At 61.3% G+C, this 16104-nt stretch carries 12 protein-coding genes; 9 read left to right on the top strand and 3 right to left on the bottom strand.

Annotated elements, in window-relative coordinates; genetic code table 11:
- Positions 1 to 247: 247 nt before the first annotated feature.
- Positions 248 to 1036, top strand: coding sequence for an SDR family oxidoreductase (locus tag ELH03_RS05480; RefSeq protein WP_128403828.1), 789 nt, complete (start codon positions 248 to 250; stop codon positions 1034 to 1036).
- Positions 1037 to 1046: 10 nt separating this feature from the next.
- Here the strand turns inward: ELH03_RS05480 and ELH03_RS05475 are convergent, their stop codons facing one another.
- Positions 1047 to 1925: a phosphotransferase family protein gene (locus ELH03_RS05475; RefSeq protein ID WP_128403829.1), complete on the bottom strand. Its 879-nt coding sequence runs from the start codon at positions 1923 to 1925 to the stop codon at positions 1047 to 1049.
- A gap of 307 nt (positions 1926 to 2232) precedes the next feature.
- On the opposite strand from ELH03_RS05475, the gene ELH03_RS05470 reads away from it, so the two are divergent.
- The 6 genes from ELH03_RS05470 (at position 2233) to ELH03_RS37270 (ending at position 9735) form a co-directional block, all read left to right on the top strand.
- Entirely contained in the window at positions 2233 to 3543 is a 1311-nt protein-coding gene (locus ELH03_RS05470) for an efflux RND transporter periplasmic adaptor subunit (RefSeq protein WP_128403830.1), read from the top strand.
- A complete protein-coding gene (locus tag ELH03_RS05465) occupies positions 3540 to 6656 on the top strand; it encodes an efflux RND transporter permease subunit (RefSeq protein WP_128403831.1) in 3117 nt (1038 codons plus the stop codon). Before ELH03_RS05470 ends, ELH03_RS05465 begins: the two co-directional genes overlap by 4 nt.
- A gap of 234 nt (positions 6657 to 6890) precedes the next feature.
- Positions 6891 to 8183: an Hsp70 family protein gene (locus ELH03_RS05460; RefSeq protein WP_128403832.1), complete on the top strand. Its 1293-nt coding sequence runs from the start codon at positions 6891 to 6893 to the stop codon at positions 8181 to 8183.
- A gap of 69 nt (positions 8184 to 8252) precedes the next feature.
- Complete coding sequence (locus tag ELH03_RS05455; protein WP_128403833.1) at positions 8253 to 9155, top strand: uracil-DNA glycosylase; 903 nt, start codon at positions 8253 to 8255, stop codon at positions 9153 to 9155.
- A 131-nt stretch (positions 9156 to 9286) separates the two neighbouring features.
- Complete coding sequence (locus tag ELH03_RS05450; RefSeq protein WP_003546802.1) at positions 9287 to 9478, top strand: hypothetical protein; 192 nt, start codon at positions 9287 to 9289, stop codon at positions 9476 to 9478.
- 98 nt (positions 9479 to 9576) lie between these two features.
- On the top strand, positions 9577 to 9735 hold the full coding sequence (locus ELH03_RS37270; protein ID WP_164902133.1) for a hypothetical protein: 159 nt from the start codon (positions 9577 to 9579) through the stop codon (positions 9733 to 9735).
- On the opposite strand, the gene ELH03_RS05445 is transcribed toward ELH03_RS37270, so the two are convergent.
- Together ELH03_RS05445 and ELH03_RS05440 are read right to left on the bottom strand one after the other, a co-directional pair.
- Positions 9736 to 10608: a hypothetical protein gene (locus ELH03_RS05445; protein WP_128403834.1), complete on the bottom strand. Its 873-nt coding sequence runs from the start codon at positions 10606 to 10608 to the stop codon at positions 9736 to 9738.
- 245 nt (positions 10609 to 10853) lie between these two features.
- Positions 10854 to 11792 (bottom strand): DMT family transporter, encoded by a 939-nt coding sequence (locus ELH03_RS05440; RefSeq protein ID WP_128409675.1) that lies wholly within the window; start codon positions 11790 to 11792, stop codon positions 10854 to 10856.
- A gap of 346 nt (positions 11793 to 12138) precedes the next feature.
- On the opposite strand from ELH03_RS05440, the gene ELH03_RS38470 reads away from it, so the two are divergent.
- A complete protein-coding gene (locus ELH03_RS38470) occupies positions 12139 to 13245 on the top strand; it encodes a methyl-accepting chemotaxis protein (protein ID WP_128409674.1) in 1107 nt (368 codons plus the stop codon).
- Between the two features lie 188 nt (positions 13246 to 13433).
- Positions 13434 to 16082, top strand: coding sequence for an aminopeptidase N (gene pepN, locus ELH03_RS05425; protein WP_130766128.1), 2649 nt, complete (start codon positions 13434 to 13436; stop codon positions 16080 to 16082).
- The last annotated feature ends 22 nt before the right edge of the window (positions 16083 to 16104 follow it).

Below are 16104 nucleotides of genomic sequence, written 5' to 3'. Positions count from 1 at the left end.
CGTCTCCGCTTGGCGGCACGCGGCCGTCATCCCCGTCATGGCACTTTCTTGTCAAAACGAGAAAGCATTGTCGAGCCGGGATACGACAGCCAATCTTCCAATTCGCACAATGATGAGGCCTCGCGAGACAGAATTACATAACGCTTACGTCAACGTCAATTATCAAACGCTGCCGAACCGGTCACATGCCCTTTCCTTTTCCGCCGCTTGCGCCTTATACATCGATCAAAGCTATCGGAGGACAATCATGGATCTCGGCATCAAGGGCAAACGGGCACTCGTCCTCGCCTCCTCGCGCGGCCTCGGCCTCGGCATCGCCGTGGCGCTGGCGCGTGAGGGCGCAAACGTACTGCTCTGCGGGCGCAGCGGCGAACAGCTGGAGGCCAATTGCCAGGCGATCAATGGCGAAGGCAAAGGCCGGGCCGACTGGATCTGGGCCGATCTCGGGGACGAACGCTTCGTCGAGATGGTGACGACGGCGGTGAAGGAGAAGTTCGGCGGGCTCGATATCCTCGTCAACAATACCGGCGGACCGACGCCTGGTACGACGGAGGACATGACGGGCGAAAAGCTCGAAAGCTATTTCCTCTCCATGGTCGCTCGGGTGATCACGCTCACCAATGCGCTGCTGCCCGGCATGAAGGCGCAGGGCTGGGGCCGCATCCTGACCGTTGCCTCATCCGGCGTGATCGAACCAATCGCCAATCTGGCGCTGTCGAATACGCTGCGCCCGGCCCTTGCCGGCTGGAGCAAGACGCTTGCCTCCGAAGTGGCGGGCTTCGGCGTCACCACCAATCTGCTCCTGCCGGGCAGTATCCTGACGGCGCGGCTCGACGATCTCGACGGGGCTGCGGCAAAGCGGACTGGCAAGAGCCTCGAGGAGATCCGTACCGACAAGGAAGCGCGCATTCCGGTCGGCCGCTACGGCAGGGTCGACGAATTTGCCGCAACCGCTGCCTTCCTGTGCAGCCAGCCGGCAAGCTACATCACCGGCTCGCTCATCCGCTGCGACGGCGGCGCGGCGCGGTCCGTGTGACCATTCCCTCTCAGCCGACGCGGGCCGCCGCCGCCCATGTCGCCGCACTTCGGATCATCTGTTCGACGTAAGCCGGATCGTCCGCAAATTCGGCGAGCTCGGAAAGACGATGGAATCCCGTCAGGATCGCAATGCGTCGCCGGTCGAGCCTGCGTCCGGTCAGCATTTCATAGGCCGATACGATACGGGCGGTCAGATCGGGCGAGATGAAATTCGAGTAGATGAATTCCTGGTGCAACGGGCCAAAACCTGAATCGGCGAAATCATAAATGCCGTTCAGCCTCCTTTGCGCATGATCGAAGGCCATGTTCCAGCCATGACCGTCGAAGAAGCCGTAGATGTGGCCGTAAGGGTCGGGCGGCAAGGCTTCGAAATCGGAAACTATCACCTGCGCAAAGCTCCTGATGTCAGGCGGCAGCAGCGGCAAAGCCTTTATTCGCACCGTCTCGGGCGATTGCCATGGCTGGATCGTCTCCGCACCGGCCGACCGCATGCGATCGGCGTCGAGCACATGCAGCTCGGCGTAAAAACGCGCGAGATCTTCCGCGAGGTGCTGACGATCGCTTTCGCCAAGCGCATCGTAATCTTCAGCAATGAGATGTTCGCCGTCGAGCTTGGCATGGCTGGAGAAGATCGGCGGCCCCTCGTGAATGCGCATGTCGGGAACCGCCATCGACAGCGACGACCGAACGATATCGAGCAAGGCGGCTTCCTTCACAAGCGCTCTTTCCGCACTTGGATGGCGGGGAAACTTGAAGATCAGCGTGTCATCGACGTCGACGGCAAGCGAATCCCAGCCCTTCGACGCCAGTTTGAAGACGGAGGCCGTGAGTTCAGGAAACACGCTTATGATGAGAGAGCGAAATTCGCTGGCGTCCAACTCGGTCATGACGACCTGCCTTCTCTGGTTTTTTCCGTGTTCTTCGCGGGGGCAAATGAAGGCGCGCGGATCGACATCGTCTTGTCGCGAGCCGCCTGCCCCTCCGCCGTCAAACGGCATCGGGTTACACTGCGACTATATTAGTATAGTTTGAATATTACGGAATATTCATTACAAAAATTTAAGCCGTTATAACCACTTAGTGATCGCGACCCGGGAATTATGTCTTTTTTGCGCCGCAATATAAGTGGCTCAATCGGGGCATAAAATTCGCAACCTTGCCCCCCGCAACCTTGCCCAAAGACCGGTATCGCCCATGAAGAAATTTTGGATCACCGTCAGCGTTATCGCAGTTGCCGCCGTCGGCGTCTGGCAATTCGGGAATCTGGTCCCTTATGCCTCCCGCATTCCCTACCTCTCGCAGTTCATCAAGCAGCCGGCCGGCGGCGATGGCGGCGGGCAGCAGGCACAGGCCGATCAGGGGCAGGCCAATCCGGGGCAGGATGGGGGGCAACATCAGGGCGGTGGACGCAGACGCGGTGGCGGCGGCCCGACCGTCGTCAAGACTGTTGCAGCCGTGGAGACGACGCTGCCGATGGATGTGACGGCGTCCGGCTGGGCCGATGCCGATGACAATACGACCATTGCCGCGCAGGAACAGGGCCTAATCGTCAGCATCAATGCGCAGGATGGGGCGACCGTCAAAGCCGGTGACCTGATCGCCAAGCTGGACGACCGGACGGCCAAGGCGACCGTCGACAAGGATAATGCGATGATCGTGCGCGACACGGCAACCCTTTCGGAAGCCGCGACCGCATTGACACGCGCACAGGACCTCTTCGATCAGAAGGCCGGCACCCAGCAGAGCCTCGACCAGGCGGTCGCCGCCCGTGATACCGCCGCAGCCACTGTTGAGGCCGACAAGGCGTCGCTGGCCTCCGATCAGATCATCCTCGAGCACACCGATATCCGCGCTCCCTTCGACGGCCGGCTCGGCGATATCGCCGTCAGCAAGGGCGCTTTCCTCAGCGCCGGCGCGGCAATCGTCACAATTGCGAAATACGATCCGATCTATGTCAAATTTCACCTTCAGGAACGCTATCTCAGGGAGCTGAAGAGCGCTTTGGCAAGTGGTCCAGTCGAGGTCAGCACCGCTCCCAGCTCCACCAAGGGGCAAGTCCGAAAGGGCGAGATCAGCTTCTACGACAACACGGTCGACACGGCCTCGGGCACGATCCTCGCCAAGGCGAAATTCGAGAATGCTTCCGGCGCGCTCTGGCCCGGCCAGTCGGTCAACATCGTCGTGCATTTCAACAATGACGAACAGCAGGTAGTGGTGCCGACGGTTGCCGTCAGCCCTGGTCCGGAGGGGTTCTTCGCCTTCGTCGCCAAGGACGGCAAATCGCATCTGACGGCCGTCACCGTTGCCCGCGCAAATGGCGGCTTCACCGCCATAGAATCGGGTCTTCAGGCAGGCGATCACGTCGTCGTCGAGGGCCAGGGACAGCTCAACGACCAACAGGCGATCAACGAGCAGTTCGATGAAAAGGCGCTTGATGTCGCCTCCGCCGAAGAGCCTCGGCAACAGCAGCCCTCCGAGACAATCGCGGTGGGAGCTCAGCAATGATCCCGAATTTCTGTATCCAGCGCCCCGTCGCGACGACGCTGCTTGCGATCGGCGTCATTCTGGCCGGTCTTGCCGGTTATCAGCTTGTACCCGTCGCAGCGCTACCGCAGGTCGACTTTCCCACCATCAACGTTTCGGCGCAGTTGAGCGGTGCCTCGCCGCAGACGATGGCGACCTCGGTCTCGACGCCGCTGATCAAGCAGTTCGAGACCATTCCCGGGATCACCGAAATCAGCGCCTCCAGTTCGCTCGGCAGCACCAGCATCGTGCTGCAGTTCGACCTCAGTCGTAATATCGATGCGGCCGCAGCCGACGTGCAGGCCGCGATTTCGCATGCCACCCGGCAGTTGCCCGACAATCTGACGACGCCGCCGAGTTATCGCAAGACGAACCCGGCCGATGCGCCTGTCATGCTGCTCTCGGTGCAGAGCAACACCATGCCGCGCAGCAAGCTTGACGACATCGCCGAGAACATCATCTCGCCGTCGCTTTCGACGCTTCCCGGCGTTGCCCAGGTCAGCGTCTACGGTGCGCAGACCTATGCCGTGCGCGTCGAGGTCGATCCCAACAAGCTTTTGACCCGCGGCATCGGCATCGACACCGTGAACAAGGCGCTTGCTGCCGCCAACAGCCAGCAGCCTGTGGGAACGCTGCAGAACAATTCGCAGAGCATGACCATCACGGCGAACACGCAGCGCACCAGCGCCGAACAATTCCGTTCGCTGGTCATTGCCAATCCGAACGGCGCGCCGATCCACCTCGGCGATATTGCCGATGTGCAAGACAGTGTCGAGAACCAGTATACCGGCAGCTGGTATGACGGCCAGCGCGGCATCATCCTCGCCATCCAGCGTCAGCCGGATGCCAACACGGTCGATGTCGTCGATGCGATCAACGCCAAGCTGCCGCAGCTTCACGCCGAAATCCCGCCCTCCGTCAACACGGTCGTCATGAATGACGCCGCAAAGCCGATTCGCGATGCCATCTCCGACGTGAAGTTCACGCTGCTCCTGACGATCGGCCTCGTCGTTCTCGTCATCTACCTCTTTACCGGCCATGCCACGGCAACGATCATTCCCGGGCTTGCCGTTCCGCTGTCGCTGATCTCGACCTTCGGCATGATGTATGTGCTCGGCTACAGTATCGACAACATCTCGCTGCTTGGGCTAACGCTCGCGGTGGGTCTCGTGGTGGATGACGCCATTGTCATGCTCGAGAACATTCTGCGCCATGTCGAGGAAGGCATGCCCGTGCGGGAAGCGGCGATCAAGGGTGCGGGCGAAGTCAGCTACACCATCATTTCCATGTCGGTTTCGTTGATCGCGGTCTTCATCCCGATCCTGCTGATGGGCGGCGTTGTCGGCCGCGTGTTCAACGAATTCGGCATGGTGGTTGCGATTGCGATCATCTCCTCGGCAATCGTCTCGCTGACCGTGACGCCGATGCTCGCCTCGCGTCTGTCCAACCACCAGAGCCGCCCGCCGCTCATGATCCGCATCTTCGATGCCGGCTTCGAACGGACGCTGCGCGGCTATGACAGGGCTGTCGGCTGGTGCCTTCGCCACCGCCCCACGATCCTCGGCGTTTTCCTCGCCTCGGTGGCACTGACGATCTATTTCTTCATGACGCTGCCGACAAGCTTCTTCCCACAGGAGGATATCGGCCGCCTGACGATCAGCACGCAGGCCCGGCAGGACATTTCCTATTCCGCAATGGCGGCGCTGCAGCAGCAGGCGGCAGCCGTCGTCAAGGCGAACCCGGCGGTCAACCATGTGATGTCGACGATCGGCGGCAACCCGAACAAGCCACAGAACAACGGCTCGATGTTCGTCGAACTCAAGGACAAGGACCAGCGTGCGCCGCTTGACCAGACGCTGCGCGAGCTGCGCACGGCGATCAACAAGATCCCCGGCCTGCAGGCCTTCGTGACACCGAACCAGAGCCTGCGCTTCGGCGGTCGCCAGACGGCCAGCCAATATCAGCTGGTGGTGCAGGCGCTGAGTGCTGATCAGACCAACCTGTGGGCCGGCAAGATCCAGGCGGCGATGCGCAAGGACCGGCTGTTCACCGACGTGACCTCGGACGCCCAGAACAACGCCCTGCAGGCCAACATCGTCATCGATACCGAGCGGGCAGCCGCCTACGGGATCGACAATGATACGCTGCGCACGACGCTGCAGGAATCCTTCAGCGGATATGCAGCGGCGGAAATCCAGTCTACCGGTGACAGCTACGACGTCATCGTCGAATATGACACCAGCAAGCCCTGGGACGACCAGAAGCTCTCGGAAATCCGTGTCGCCTCGACCAATGGCAGCCTGGTGCCGCTTTCAAACTTCGCGCATGTCGAGCGCACGGTCGGCCCTGTAACAATCAACCAGACCGGCCAGCTCGTCTCGACCACCGTTTCCTTCAACCTGCCGGAAGGCGTCTCGCTCAGCGACGCGACGGCGGCAATCGACCAGATCAAGACGGAAATGAGCATGCCGGCCGACGTCTTCACCTCCTATGGCGGTACAGCGCAGATATTCGAGCAGTCTCAGGGCAATACGCCATACCTCATCCTGGCGGCGGTGCTGACCATCTATGTCGTGCTCGGCGTGCTCTACGAGAGCTTCATCCACCCGCTCACCATTCTGTCCGGCCTGCCGGCCGCGGCCTTCGGTGCGCTGCTGGCGCTTGATATCATGGGTTTCGACCTGTCGATCATAGCCCTTATCGGCCTGCTGATGCTGATCGGCATCGTCAAGAAGAACGCGATCATGATGATCGACGTGGCGGTGGAGACCATGCGCACGACCGGCGAAAAGGCGACGGTGGCGATCCACGAGGCCTGCGTGCGACGCTTCCGGCCGATCATGATGACGACCTTCTGCGCCCTGCTCGGCGCCTTGCCGATCGCGCTCGGCACCGGCGCAAGTTCGGAACTGCGCCAGCCGCTCGGCATCGCCGTCGTCGGCGGCCTGATCGTCTCGCAGATGCTGACGCTCTTCATCACCCCGGTCATCTTCGTCGAGATGGACCGCTTCGGAAACTTCCTCGGCCGCCTGGTCGGGCACAAGAAGGTCGAGGAGCCGCAGCTGGAAGAGGCAAGGGCGATGGCCGCCGAGTAGCGGTCGGCTGAAACTTCGGCATTGCCGATCTGCCACGCGATGTCTCTCTTCTCTCTCGGCCGAGAGAGAGGAGGCAAAGAGCAGCATTTCTGCGAGACATATGCGCCTTCAATCCTCTTGAATGTGTCACGCCCCTGTGGCATCACCCGCCCTCCTGATTTCCGGGGCGTCCTCACGCCCTTTCGCGGAGCGATGCTCCGTCTCCAATAACAATCGGCATGAAGAGGTGCGGGCATGGCTCAGGCGCTGGGTTTCGACTTCGGCACGACGAATACGGTTCTCGCCATGGCGGATGGCGGGGCGACGCGCTCGATGGCGTTCACGAGCACGGAAGGTACGGCCGACAGCATGCGCACGGCGCTTTCCTTCATGAAGGATGCCCAGCTCGGCGCCTCAGCACTGAAGGTGGAGGCGGGCCATGCAGCGATCCGTCAATTCATCGACAATCCCGGCGAATGTCGCTTTCTGCAGTCGATCAAGACCTTTGCGGCGAGCGCGCTGTTCCAGGGCACGCTGATCTTCGCCAAGCGGCATAATTTCGAAGATCTGATGGAGATCTTCGTGCGGCGCCTGCGCAACTATGCCGGCGACCACTGGCCTTCCGATGTCAGCCGTATCGTCACTGGCCGGCCGGTGCATTTTGCCGGCGCCAGCCCCGATCCGGCGCTGGCGACCGAACGCTACAATGAGGCTCTGTCGCGTTTCGGTTTTCCCGAAATCCACTATGTCTATGAGCCGGTCGCCGCCGCCTTCTACTTCGCGCAGAACCTGAAGCAGGATGCCACCGTGCTGGTCGCCGATTTCGGCGGCGGCACGACCGACTATTCGCTGATCCGCTTCGAGACCGTCGCCGGCAAGCTGACGGCAACACCGATCGGCCATTCCGGCGTCGGCGTCGCCGGCGATCATTTCGACTACAGGATGATCGACAACATCGTCGCGCCGCTGATCGGCAAGGGCAGCCATTTCAAAAGCTTCGACAAGATTCTCGAAGTGCCGTCCAACTACTATTCCAGCTTCGGCCGCTGGAACCAGCTGTCGATCTTCAAGACGACGCGCGAATTCGAGGATCTGAAGAAGCTGGTGCGCACCAGCCTGGAGCCGGAAAAGCTCGAAATCTTCATCGACCTCATCGACCATGACGAGGGCTACCCGCTCTATCAGGCTGTGTCGGCGACGAAGATGGCGCTCTCGGCCTCGGAGGAGGCGCCTTTCGATTTCGCGCCGCTTGGTCGCGGTGGACATCGCAGCATCAAACGGAGCGACTTTGAAGGCTGGATCGCCGATGATCTCGCCCGCATCGAAGGCGCGCTCGACGACGTGCTCGACAAGACCGAGACGAAACCGTCGGAGATCGACAAGGTGTTCCTCACTGGCGGCACCTCATTCGTGCCGGCGGTGCGCCGCATCTTCACCGAACGCTTCGAGCGCGACCGGATCGAAAGCGGCGGCGAGCTGTTGTCGATCGCCCATGGCCTGGCGCTGATCGGCGAACGCGACGACATCGCGCAATGGACTGTGCAATAGAGCCGGCAAGGTCGGGCAATCGGCCGTCCGCCCTTTCAATGCCCCTGTCACTCCGCTAAGCTTGCCCGCATGATCTCCGCCAACGACCTTTCCCCAGCCGAGCTCGCAGCGCTTCTGCATTTCCATGCCGATGCCGGCGTGGAATGGCTGCTGGAGGAAGAGGCGATCGACCGCTTCGCCGAGTTCGAGGCGATGAAGGCCGCCCGCCGCCCGGCGGCGGCACAGGCGCAGCAGCAACGTCCCGCCGCTGGGGAACGCCCGGCCCCAGGTCAGGCACCGCCGCGTCCGAATGCAGCGGCACGCCCAGCACCTGCCGAACGCGCAGCGTCCGGTCCGCAACCGGCAATCCCGGATGGCGAGGCTGTGCAGCAGGCGCGCTTCGTCGCCGAAACCGCGCGATCGCTCGTCGAGCTCAAGACCGCGATCGAATCCTTCGGCGGCTGCAACCTCAAGCACAGTGCCCGCTCGACCATCTTTGCCAGCGGCGATGCCGAAAGCGGGATCATGGTGATCGGCTCGGCGCCGAGCGCCGAAGACGATCGCGAGGGTATGCCTTTCTCGGGAAAATCCGGCCAGTTGTTCGACAAGATGCTGGCGGCGATCGGGCTGACGCGCTCAGCCATTCTGTTGACGCAGGTCATCCCCTGGCGACCACCTGGCAATCGTGCGCCCTCGGCGGCGGAAATGGACATCTGCCGACCCTTCATCGAGCGGCAGATCGCGCTTGCCGAACCCAAGGCGATCCTGCTGCTCGGCAATTTTTCGGCGCGCTTCTTCTTCGGCGAAAACGATACGATTCACGGGTTGCGCGGCCGTTGGAAGGAGATTGCCGTTGCCGACTGTGTCATTCCTGCCATAGCCAGCCTGCATCCGCAGGATCTGTTAACCGCACCTGTAAACAAGCGGCTGGCCTGGAACGACCTGCTCATCTTTCAGGCGAAGCTTAAGTCCCTCTCTTTGCTTAGAAATTAGCCAAAGTTAAATAATTTGTGAATCAATCTATGCGATTTTCGCATGGCTGCATCCCGCCGTGATGCATTGCGGAATCTATGCTGCATCGCAATATCAGCTGTGTCTTGGGAGGAATCACAGGAACCAAGGCCATGAACAAGCGTTTTCGTCCTATCCATAGCGGGTTTGAAACCCTTCGCCTCGCCGGCGACCAGGTTCGTTCCACTCAGGGCTACAGCCGTTTCGGCTTTGCCACGAACGAACAGATGATTGCGCGCGGCACCGGCATCAACAGCCGTACGGCGCGCCCGAACGCCATTTTTTCGGACTTCCAGCAATATTGAGCAGGAATTCAACGTGTCGCAGCGTCCTTTGCGCGTCTTAAAAAGACGCGCAGCGCTGTAGGCGCTTCGCCTGCCCTTCGTATCAAGAGTACCCCAACATGTCGACGATCCTGATATCGCTTCTGCGCAACATCGAAACCTTCGAGCATATCCGCGTTGCCGTCTGTGCCGCGCGGGAATATGAGCGCGAGCTTTCGGTCAAGCCGGCCGATGCCGGATCCCGCATTGGCGCAGGTACAGCGGCGATCGTTCTCTGATTAGATGGCCATCTCGTCGATCTGGGCCTTCGCCCATTCGAAGGCTTCGTCGACATAGGCGAACTTGACCGCCTGCCAAGCACAATATTCCTCGACAAAATCCCGCGATATCCATAGGTGCGTCTTGCGCGGCTCGTCCTGCCAGCCGACGCAGCCGCGTTGCGCCGCTTTTGCCAACAGCCGCTGCAGATGGGTACGCGACATCATGAAATCGGCGGCGAGCGCGCGGGTTTCGACACGGCCGACGGACAGCCTGTCCGGCTCGCTGCTTTCCATATCCATCCGGGCGATGAAGTTGTCGACGACGAGGCCGCCGGCTTCCGTCCAGAGGAACAGCGCCACCTGCTCCGGCGGTTCGCGCCAGGCGGCATCTTCGAGGCAATGGCGGGCAATGCGCGGCTGAATGAGCCGCATCAGCGATGGATTTGCCTGGAAAAAGGCTGCCCTTTCACCGCCGTCAAGAAGGTCGAGCGCGCCGAGATTGAAGTGAATCCAGGCAAACATCCCCTGATGGCTGACGTCGGCCGGTTCGAAATGACGTGGCCGCCGCCGCTCGTCGCCGGGCGTGTGGGTTATAAAGCGGTAGGTATAGAGTTCTTCGATGAAGGCGAGCACGGTGTTGCGGCTCGCCACCTTGTGCGCGGTGATGCGCCCGGTCAGCCGCACGGCGGTGAAGCCCGACGTCGGGTCGCGCGGATCATATTCCAAGTGGAGGGCATAGGCAGTCTGGGTCAGAAGCCAGCGTTGATGCGAGGCGAGCAGTCGCGCCAGCCGCGGACCGGCGTCGAACATGCCGCGCATCTGCCCAGCCAAAAAGCGAATGCTCATCAGAAAGGAAGAGTTCCCCACCAATTGCTCCGCTGTGAATGCCATTATGCTTTTCTCCACCTCCGCTCGCCGGCCGGCGTTCGGAGCAACGACACCCAGAGCTCCTCCGGCATCAGCGGCCATTCAGACATGCACAGCTTGGAATAAATGATACTCTCTCATGTTCAACAACCATATTCCTCAGGTCCGCGATATCCCAAGAATTCGCCATTCTTTTCACTCTTTGAGAGCAAGCCTCAAGCCGCCGCAATCCCTGCGTTAAAACCTTGATAAATATGCGCTTGCAGGCGTCAGGCTTGCGGCGTCGTGGCCTTGCGCGCCTCTCTCTGCTCAATGCCCAGCTGATGCTCGCGAAAGATGATGAAGATCCCGGCGGCGACGACGATGACGGTGCCAATCAGCATGGAAACGCTCGGCACATCACCGAAGACAAAATAGGCGACGATGCCGCCAAGCAGGATCGACGTATATTCGAACGGTGCGATGGTGGAGACGTCGGCATGGCGGTAACTTTCCGTCAGCAGGATCTGCGCGACGCCGCCGCAAAAACCGGCGGCGATCAGATAGAGCGCCGTCGGCCATGGCAGGATGAGCCAGCCGAAGGGAACAGAAGCCAGCGAGAAGACCGAGGCGGTGATCGAGAAATACAGCACGATCGTGGTCGTCTTCTCTTCCTCGACGAGGCGGCGCACCTGGATCATCGCCATGCCGCCGAGAACGGCCGAGAGCAGCACGCAGAGCGCGCCGACGGCCTGTTCCGCTTCCATGCCGCCTGCGCGAAACAGCGTCAGTTTCGGCCAGGACACGATGGCAACGCCGACGATGCCGACCAGGACGGCGCTCCAGCGATAGATACGCACGGTCTCACCGAGAAAAACGGCAGCGAAGATGACGGCGACGAGCGGCAACGCGTAGCCGAGCGCGATCGCCTCCGGCAGCGGCAGATGCAGCAGGCCGTAGAAACCGAAAGCCATCGACAAGATGCCGATCGTGCCGCGCTTCAGGTGACCGATTGGATTGGCCGTGTAGAAGGCGGCGCGCAGCTGCCTGTTATAGGCCAGATAGGCCATGATCGGGAAAAGCGCGAAGAACGACCTGCAGAAGGTGACCTGACCCGGCGGGATGTCTGAGCCCGCCAGCTTGATGAAGGTCTGCATGGCCAGGAAGACCACGACCGACGAGACTTTCAGCGCAATGCCTCTCATCGGGTTTCTGAGAACCGAGTGCATGATCCTGGCTCTTAATACTGCTCAAGCGGAACGGGGGGACGCGTTCGACTCGGGAACGCAGCGGGTGACGTGTTGCATCGTAGCGAAAGAAAAAACCGATTGGCGAAAAAACCGCAAGCACCATGAGAGAATCACAGAAACGCCGTCAGCGGCAGGCTCAACCGTGCTGCTTATGCGCCACCGCTCTGAAATTTCGCTTTTCGAGCCATTCACCCCGAAAATGTTCATCTCGCGGGGCTAGCCGTTAACCAATTGAAAACCATAGGTAAGCATCGTTTTTTATCGCTGATCTCGAAATTTTCTTCACCACACGAACAATTGCCCGCTCCTTTCAGGATCCCATTTGATGAAGCCGCTTAGCGCCGAAACCATTGCCCAGTCGCAGAATGCGACACCGCGGTCCATGCGCGTCGTCACCGACGGCATCAGCACCGACCTCGAGCGCTTCAGCGCCGACAACACCCACATCGTCAAGCAGATCAAGCTGCTGGCGATCAATGCGCTGATCGAGGCGGCCAGAGCCGGCGAGACCGGAAAGGGCTTCGCCGTCGTTGCCAACGAGGTGCAGCGGCTGGCGCAGATCGCAACCGACATTACCGGCAGGTTCGAGAGCAACGTGCTTGGCCGCATCGGCCTCAGCCGCGCCATGGCGGATTCGCTGGTCGAGGAGATGGAGGGCGTTCGCCTTACCGATCTGGCGCAGACACTGGTGCAGCTCATCGTCCGCAACCTTTTCGAACGCACGGCCGATGTGCGCTGGTGGGCGACGGACCCCGCACTTTGGCAGGCGCTGCAGGAACCGGGCCGGGAAACCGTCGCCTTTGCGGCGGAGCGTCTCGGCGCCATCAACCGCTTCTACACAGTCTATCTCGATCTCGTCATGACCGATCTCTCGGGCAAGGTGATCGCATCCGCCAATCCCAAGTTCCAGCGCAAGATCGCAGGCACGAGCCTTGCCGGCGATCCGTGGTTCCGCGCGGCATCGGCCTGCTCCTCCGGCGACGCGTATATCGTCGACGACGTCAAAGCGAGCCCGCTGCACGACAACAGGCATGCGCTCGTATACGCCACCGGCATCCGCGAAGAGGGCAAGCTCGACGGGCGGCTGATCGGCACGCTCGGCGTCTATTTCGATTGGCAGAACCAGGGCCAGGCGATCGTCGAGAAAGAGGCGAACCTGCCGCCACAGCTGGCGGAAAGAACGACGGTCATGCTGCTCGACGGCAAGAGCCGGGTCATCGCCACCACCAATCCGACCTTGCTGTTTTCCCATTTCGCGCTTGCCAACCCGTCCGAGCAGGCGAAAGGCAGCTACTACGACAATAACGGCTCGATCGTCGCCTTCGCGCGCACCCTCGGCTACGAGGATTACGATGGGCTCGGCTGGTACGGCGTCGTTGTGCAGCAGACGGAAAACGACGCGACGATCAAGGCCGCCCTCAATCTGAAGTAGCACACTTCTCCCCGCGGCCGTGGTCATCCGTTGCCAATAAGATATTTTGCCCGCGAACTTGGCGTTCGCGGGCAATTTGCTTTAAGTTTAGTTCAGACTTTAATGTAATCATGCCCGGCAAAATTTATGGCAGAGTGCGCCCGCCTCTGTATTCCGCGGTTGTCCAATAACGGTCTTCAGGAAACACCATGCGAACAGATACCGGCCAGGTCATTCATCTGGCAGATTACCGTCCCACCGACTTCGTGCTGGAACGCGTGGACCTCACTTTCGAACTCGACCCGACGGAGACAAAGGTCGAGGCGCGTCTGATCTTTCATCGTCGCCCGGGCGCCGATCCGACAGCGGCGATCGTTCTCGACGGCGACGAACTGACGTTGTCGGGGCTGCTGTTCGACCAGGTGGAGCTGGACCCTTCGCGTTACGACGCAACACCGGAAGGCCTGACGGTGCGCGACCTGCCGGAGAGCGCGCCCTTCGAACTGACGATCACCACCATCATCAATCCTGAGGCCAATACCAAGCTGATGGGCCTTTACCGCACCGGCGGCATCTACTGCACGCAATGCGAGGCGGAGGGTTTTCGCCGCATCACCTATTTCCCGGACCGGCCCGACGTGCTTGCGCCATTTACGGTCAACATCATTGCCGACAAGGACGCCAACCCGCTGCTTTTGTCGAACGGCAACTTCCTCGGCGGCGCCGGCTACGGCCCCGGCAAACATTTCGCCGCCTGGTTCGACCCGCATCCGAAGCCGAGCTACCTCTTCGCGCTCGTCGCCGGCGATCTCGGTGTCGTCGAAGACACGTTCACGACCATGTCCGGCCGCGAGGTGGTGCTGAAGATCTATGTCGAGCACGGCAAGGAGCCGCGCGCAGCCTATGCGATGGACGCGCTGAAACGCTCGATGACGTGGGACGAAGAGAGGTTCGGCCGCGAATACGATCTCGACATCTTCATGATCGTTGCCGTCTCCGACTTCAACATGGGCGCGATGGAGAACAAGGGCCTCAACGTCTTCAACGACAAATACGTCCTTGCCGATCCCGAGATCGCAACCGATGCCGACTATGCCAATATCGAGGCGATCATCGCGCATGAATATTTCCACAACTGGACCGGCAACCGCATCACCTGCCGCGACTGGTTCCAGCTGTGCCTCAAGGAAGGCCTGACGGTCTATCGCGACCACGAATTCTCGTCCGACCAGCGCTCGCGCGCCGTCAAGCGCATCGCCGAAGTACGTCACCTGAAATCGGAGCAGTTCCCGGAAGATGGCGGCCCGCTCGCTCATCCGGTGCGGCCGACGAAATATCGCGAGATCAATAATTTCTACACGACGACCGTCTACGAAAAGGGCAGCGAAGTTACGCGCATGATCGCGACGCTGCTCGGCAAGGACGGCTTCAAGAAAGGCATGGACCTCTATTTCGACCGCCACGACGGTCAGGCCGTGACGATCGAGGATTTCGTCAAATGCTTCGAGGATGCAAGCGGCCGCGACCTCACGCAATTCTCGCTCTGGTACCATCAGGCCGGCACACCGCTCGTTACCGCATCGGGCAGCTATGATTCTGCGGCCGGCAGCTTCACCCTGTCGCTCGAACAGATGATCCCGGCAACGCCCGGCCAGCCGAGCAAGGAGCCGATGCATATTCCGCTCAGCCTCGCGCTGTTTGGCGAAAACGGCGGCAAGATCGAACCGACTTCGGTCGACGGCGCGGAATATACCGGCGAGGTGCTGCATCTCACCAGCCGCACGCAGACGGCAGTGTTCCATGGCATTGGCTCGCGGCCGGTCGTTTCGATCAACCGCAGCTTCTCGGCGCCGATCAACCTGCATTTCGATCAGAGCCCGGCCGATCTCGCCCGTCTCGCCCGCCATGAGACCGATCATTTCGCCCGCTGGCAGGCGCTGACCGATCTGGCGCTGCCGAACCTCCTGAAAGCGGCTCGTGACGCCCGCGAGGGCAAGCCTGTTGTCTGCGAGGCGACCTTCGTCGAGACGCTGATCGCGGCCGCCGCCGACGAAAGCCTCGAGCCTGCCTTCCGTGCGCAGGCGCTGGCTCTGCCGAGCGAATCCGATATCGCCCGCGAACTCGGCGGCAACAACGATCCCGATGCCATCCATGCCGGCCGGCAGGCGATCCTGAAACAGATCGCCGATGCCGGAAAGGACGTCTTTGCCGGCCTCTACGCAGCGATGACGACGTCAGGCGATTTCAGCCCGGATGCGAAGAGCGCCGGCCTGCGCGCGCTGCGCAATACCGCCCTCACCTATCTCTCACATGCCGAAGAGACGCCGGCGCGCGCCAAGGCCGCCTTCGATGCGGCCAACAACATGACCGATCTCAGCCATGCGCTGACGATCCTCGCCCATCGTTTCCCCGACGGCGCCGAGACGCGCGAGGCGCTCGCCACCTTCCGTGACCGCTTCGCGGAAAATGCACTCGTCATCGACAAATGGTTCGCGATCCAGGCCGGCATTCCGGGTGTAAAAACCCTGGGCCGGGTCCGCGGCCTGATGGACGATCCGCTCTTCAAGCGGACCAATCCCAACCGGATGCGGGCGCTGGTCGGCACCTTTGCCTTTGCCAATCCGACCGGATTCGGCCGCGCCGACGGCGAAGGCTATCGTTTCCTCGCCGAGCAGATTCTCGATATCGACACGCGCAACCCGCAGCTTGCCGCCCGCATCCTCACCTCGATGCGCTCCTGGCGCTCGCTGGAACCGACGCGTGCCGATCACGCCCGCTCGGCCCTCATCGAGATCGAGCGGGCCACCGCTCTTTCGACTGACGTGCGCGATATCGTCGAGCGCACGCTTAAAGGGTGATTTGCTTCGACCGGCCGTCCCG

Source organism: Rhizobium beringeri (assembly GCF_004306515.1).
GTDB classification, from domain to species: Bacteria; Pseudomonadota; Alphaproteobacteria; order Rhizobiales; family Rhizobiaceae; genus Rhizobium; species Rhizobium beringeri.
This window is presented reverse-complemented; position numbering and strand designations above follow the sequence as displayed.

Excerpts from the sequence above, each read along its gene's own strand:
- ELH03_RS05480 (WP_128403828.1), top strand. The coding sequence starts at position 248 with ATGGATCTCGGCATCAAGGGCAAACGGGCACTCGTCCTCGCCTCCTCG.
- ELH03_RS05475 (WP_128403829.1), bottom strand. The coding sequence starts at position 1,925 with ATGACCGAGTTGGACGCCAGCGAATTTCGCTCTCTCATCATAAGCGTG.
- ELH03_RS05470 (WP_128403830.1), top strand. The coding sequence starts at position 2,233 with ATGAAGAAATTTTGGATCACCGTCAGCGTTATCGCAGTTGCCGCCGTC.
- ELH03_RS05465 (WP_128403831.1), top strand. The coding sequence starts at position 3,540 with ATGATCCCGAATTTCTGTATCCAGCGCCCCGTCGCGACGACGCTGCTT.
- ELH03_RS05460 (WP_128403832.1), top strand. The coding sequence starts at position 6,891 with ATGGCTCAGGCGCTGGGTTTCGACTTCGGCACGACGAATACGGTTCTC.
- ELH03_RS05455 (WP_128403833.1), top strand. The coding sequence starts at position 8,253 with ATGATCTCCGCCAACGACCTTTCCCCAGCCGAGCTCGCAGCGCTTCTG.
- ELH03_RS05450 (WP_003546802.1), top strand. The coding sequence starts at position 9,287 with ATGAACAAGCGTTTTCGTCCTATCCATAGCGGGTTTGAAACCCTTCGC.
- ELH03_RS37270 (WP_164902133.1), top strand. The coding sequence starts at position 9,577 with ATGTCGACGATCCTGATATCGCTTCTGCGCAACATCGAAACCTTCGAG.
- ELH03_RS05445 (WP_128403834.1), bottom strand. The coding sequence starts at position 10,608 with ATGGCATTCACAGCGGAGCAATTGGTGGGGAACTCTTCCTTTCTGATG.
- ELH03_RS05440 (WP_128409675.1), bottom strand. The coding sequence starts at position 11,792 with ATGCACTCGGTTCTCAGAAACCCGATGAGAGGCATTGCGCTGAAAGTC.
- ELH03_RS38470 (WP_128409674.1), top strand. The coding sequence starts at position 12,139 with ATGAAGCCGCTTAGCGCCGAAACCATTGCCCAGTCGCAGAATGCGACA.
- pepN (WP_130766128.1), top strand. The coding sequence starts at position 13,434 with ATGCGAACAGATACCGGCCAGGTCATTCATCTGGCAGATTACCGTCCC.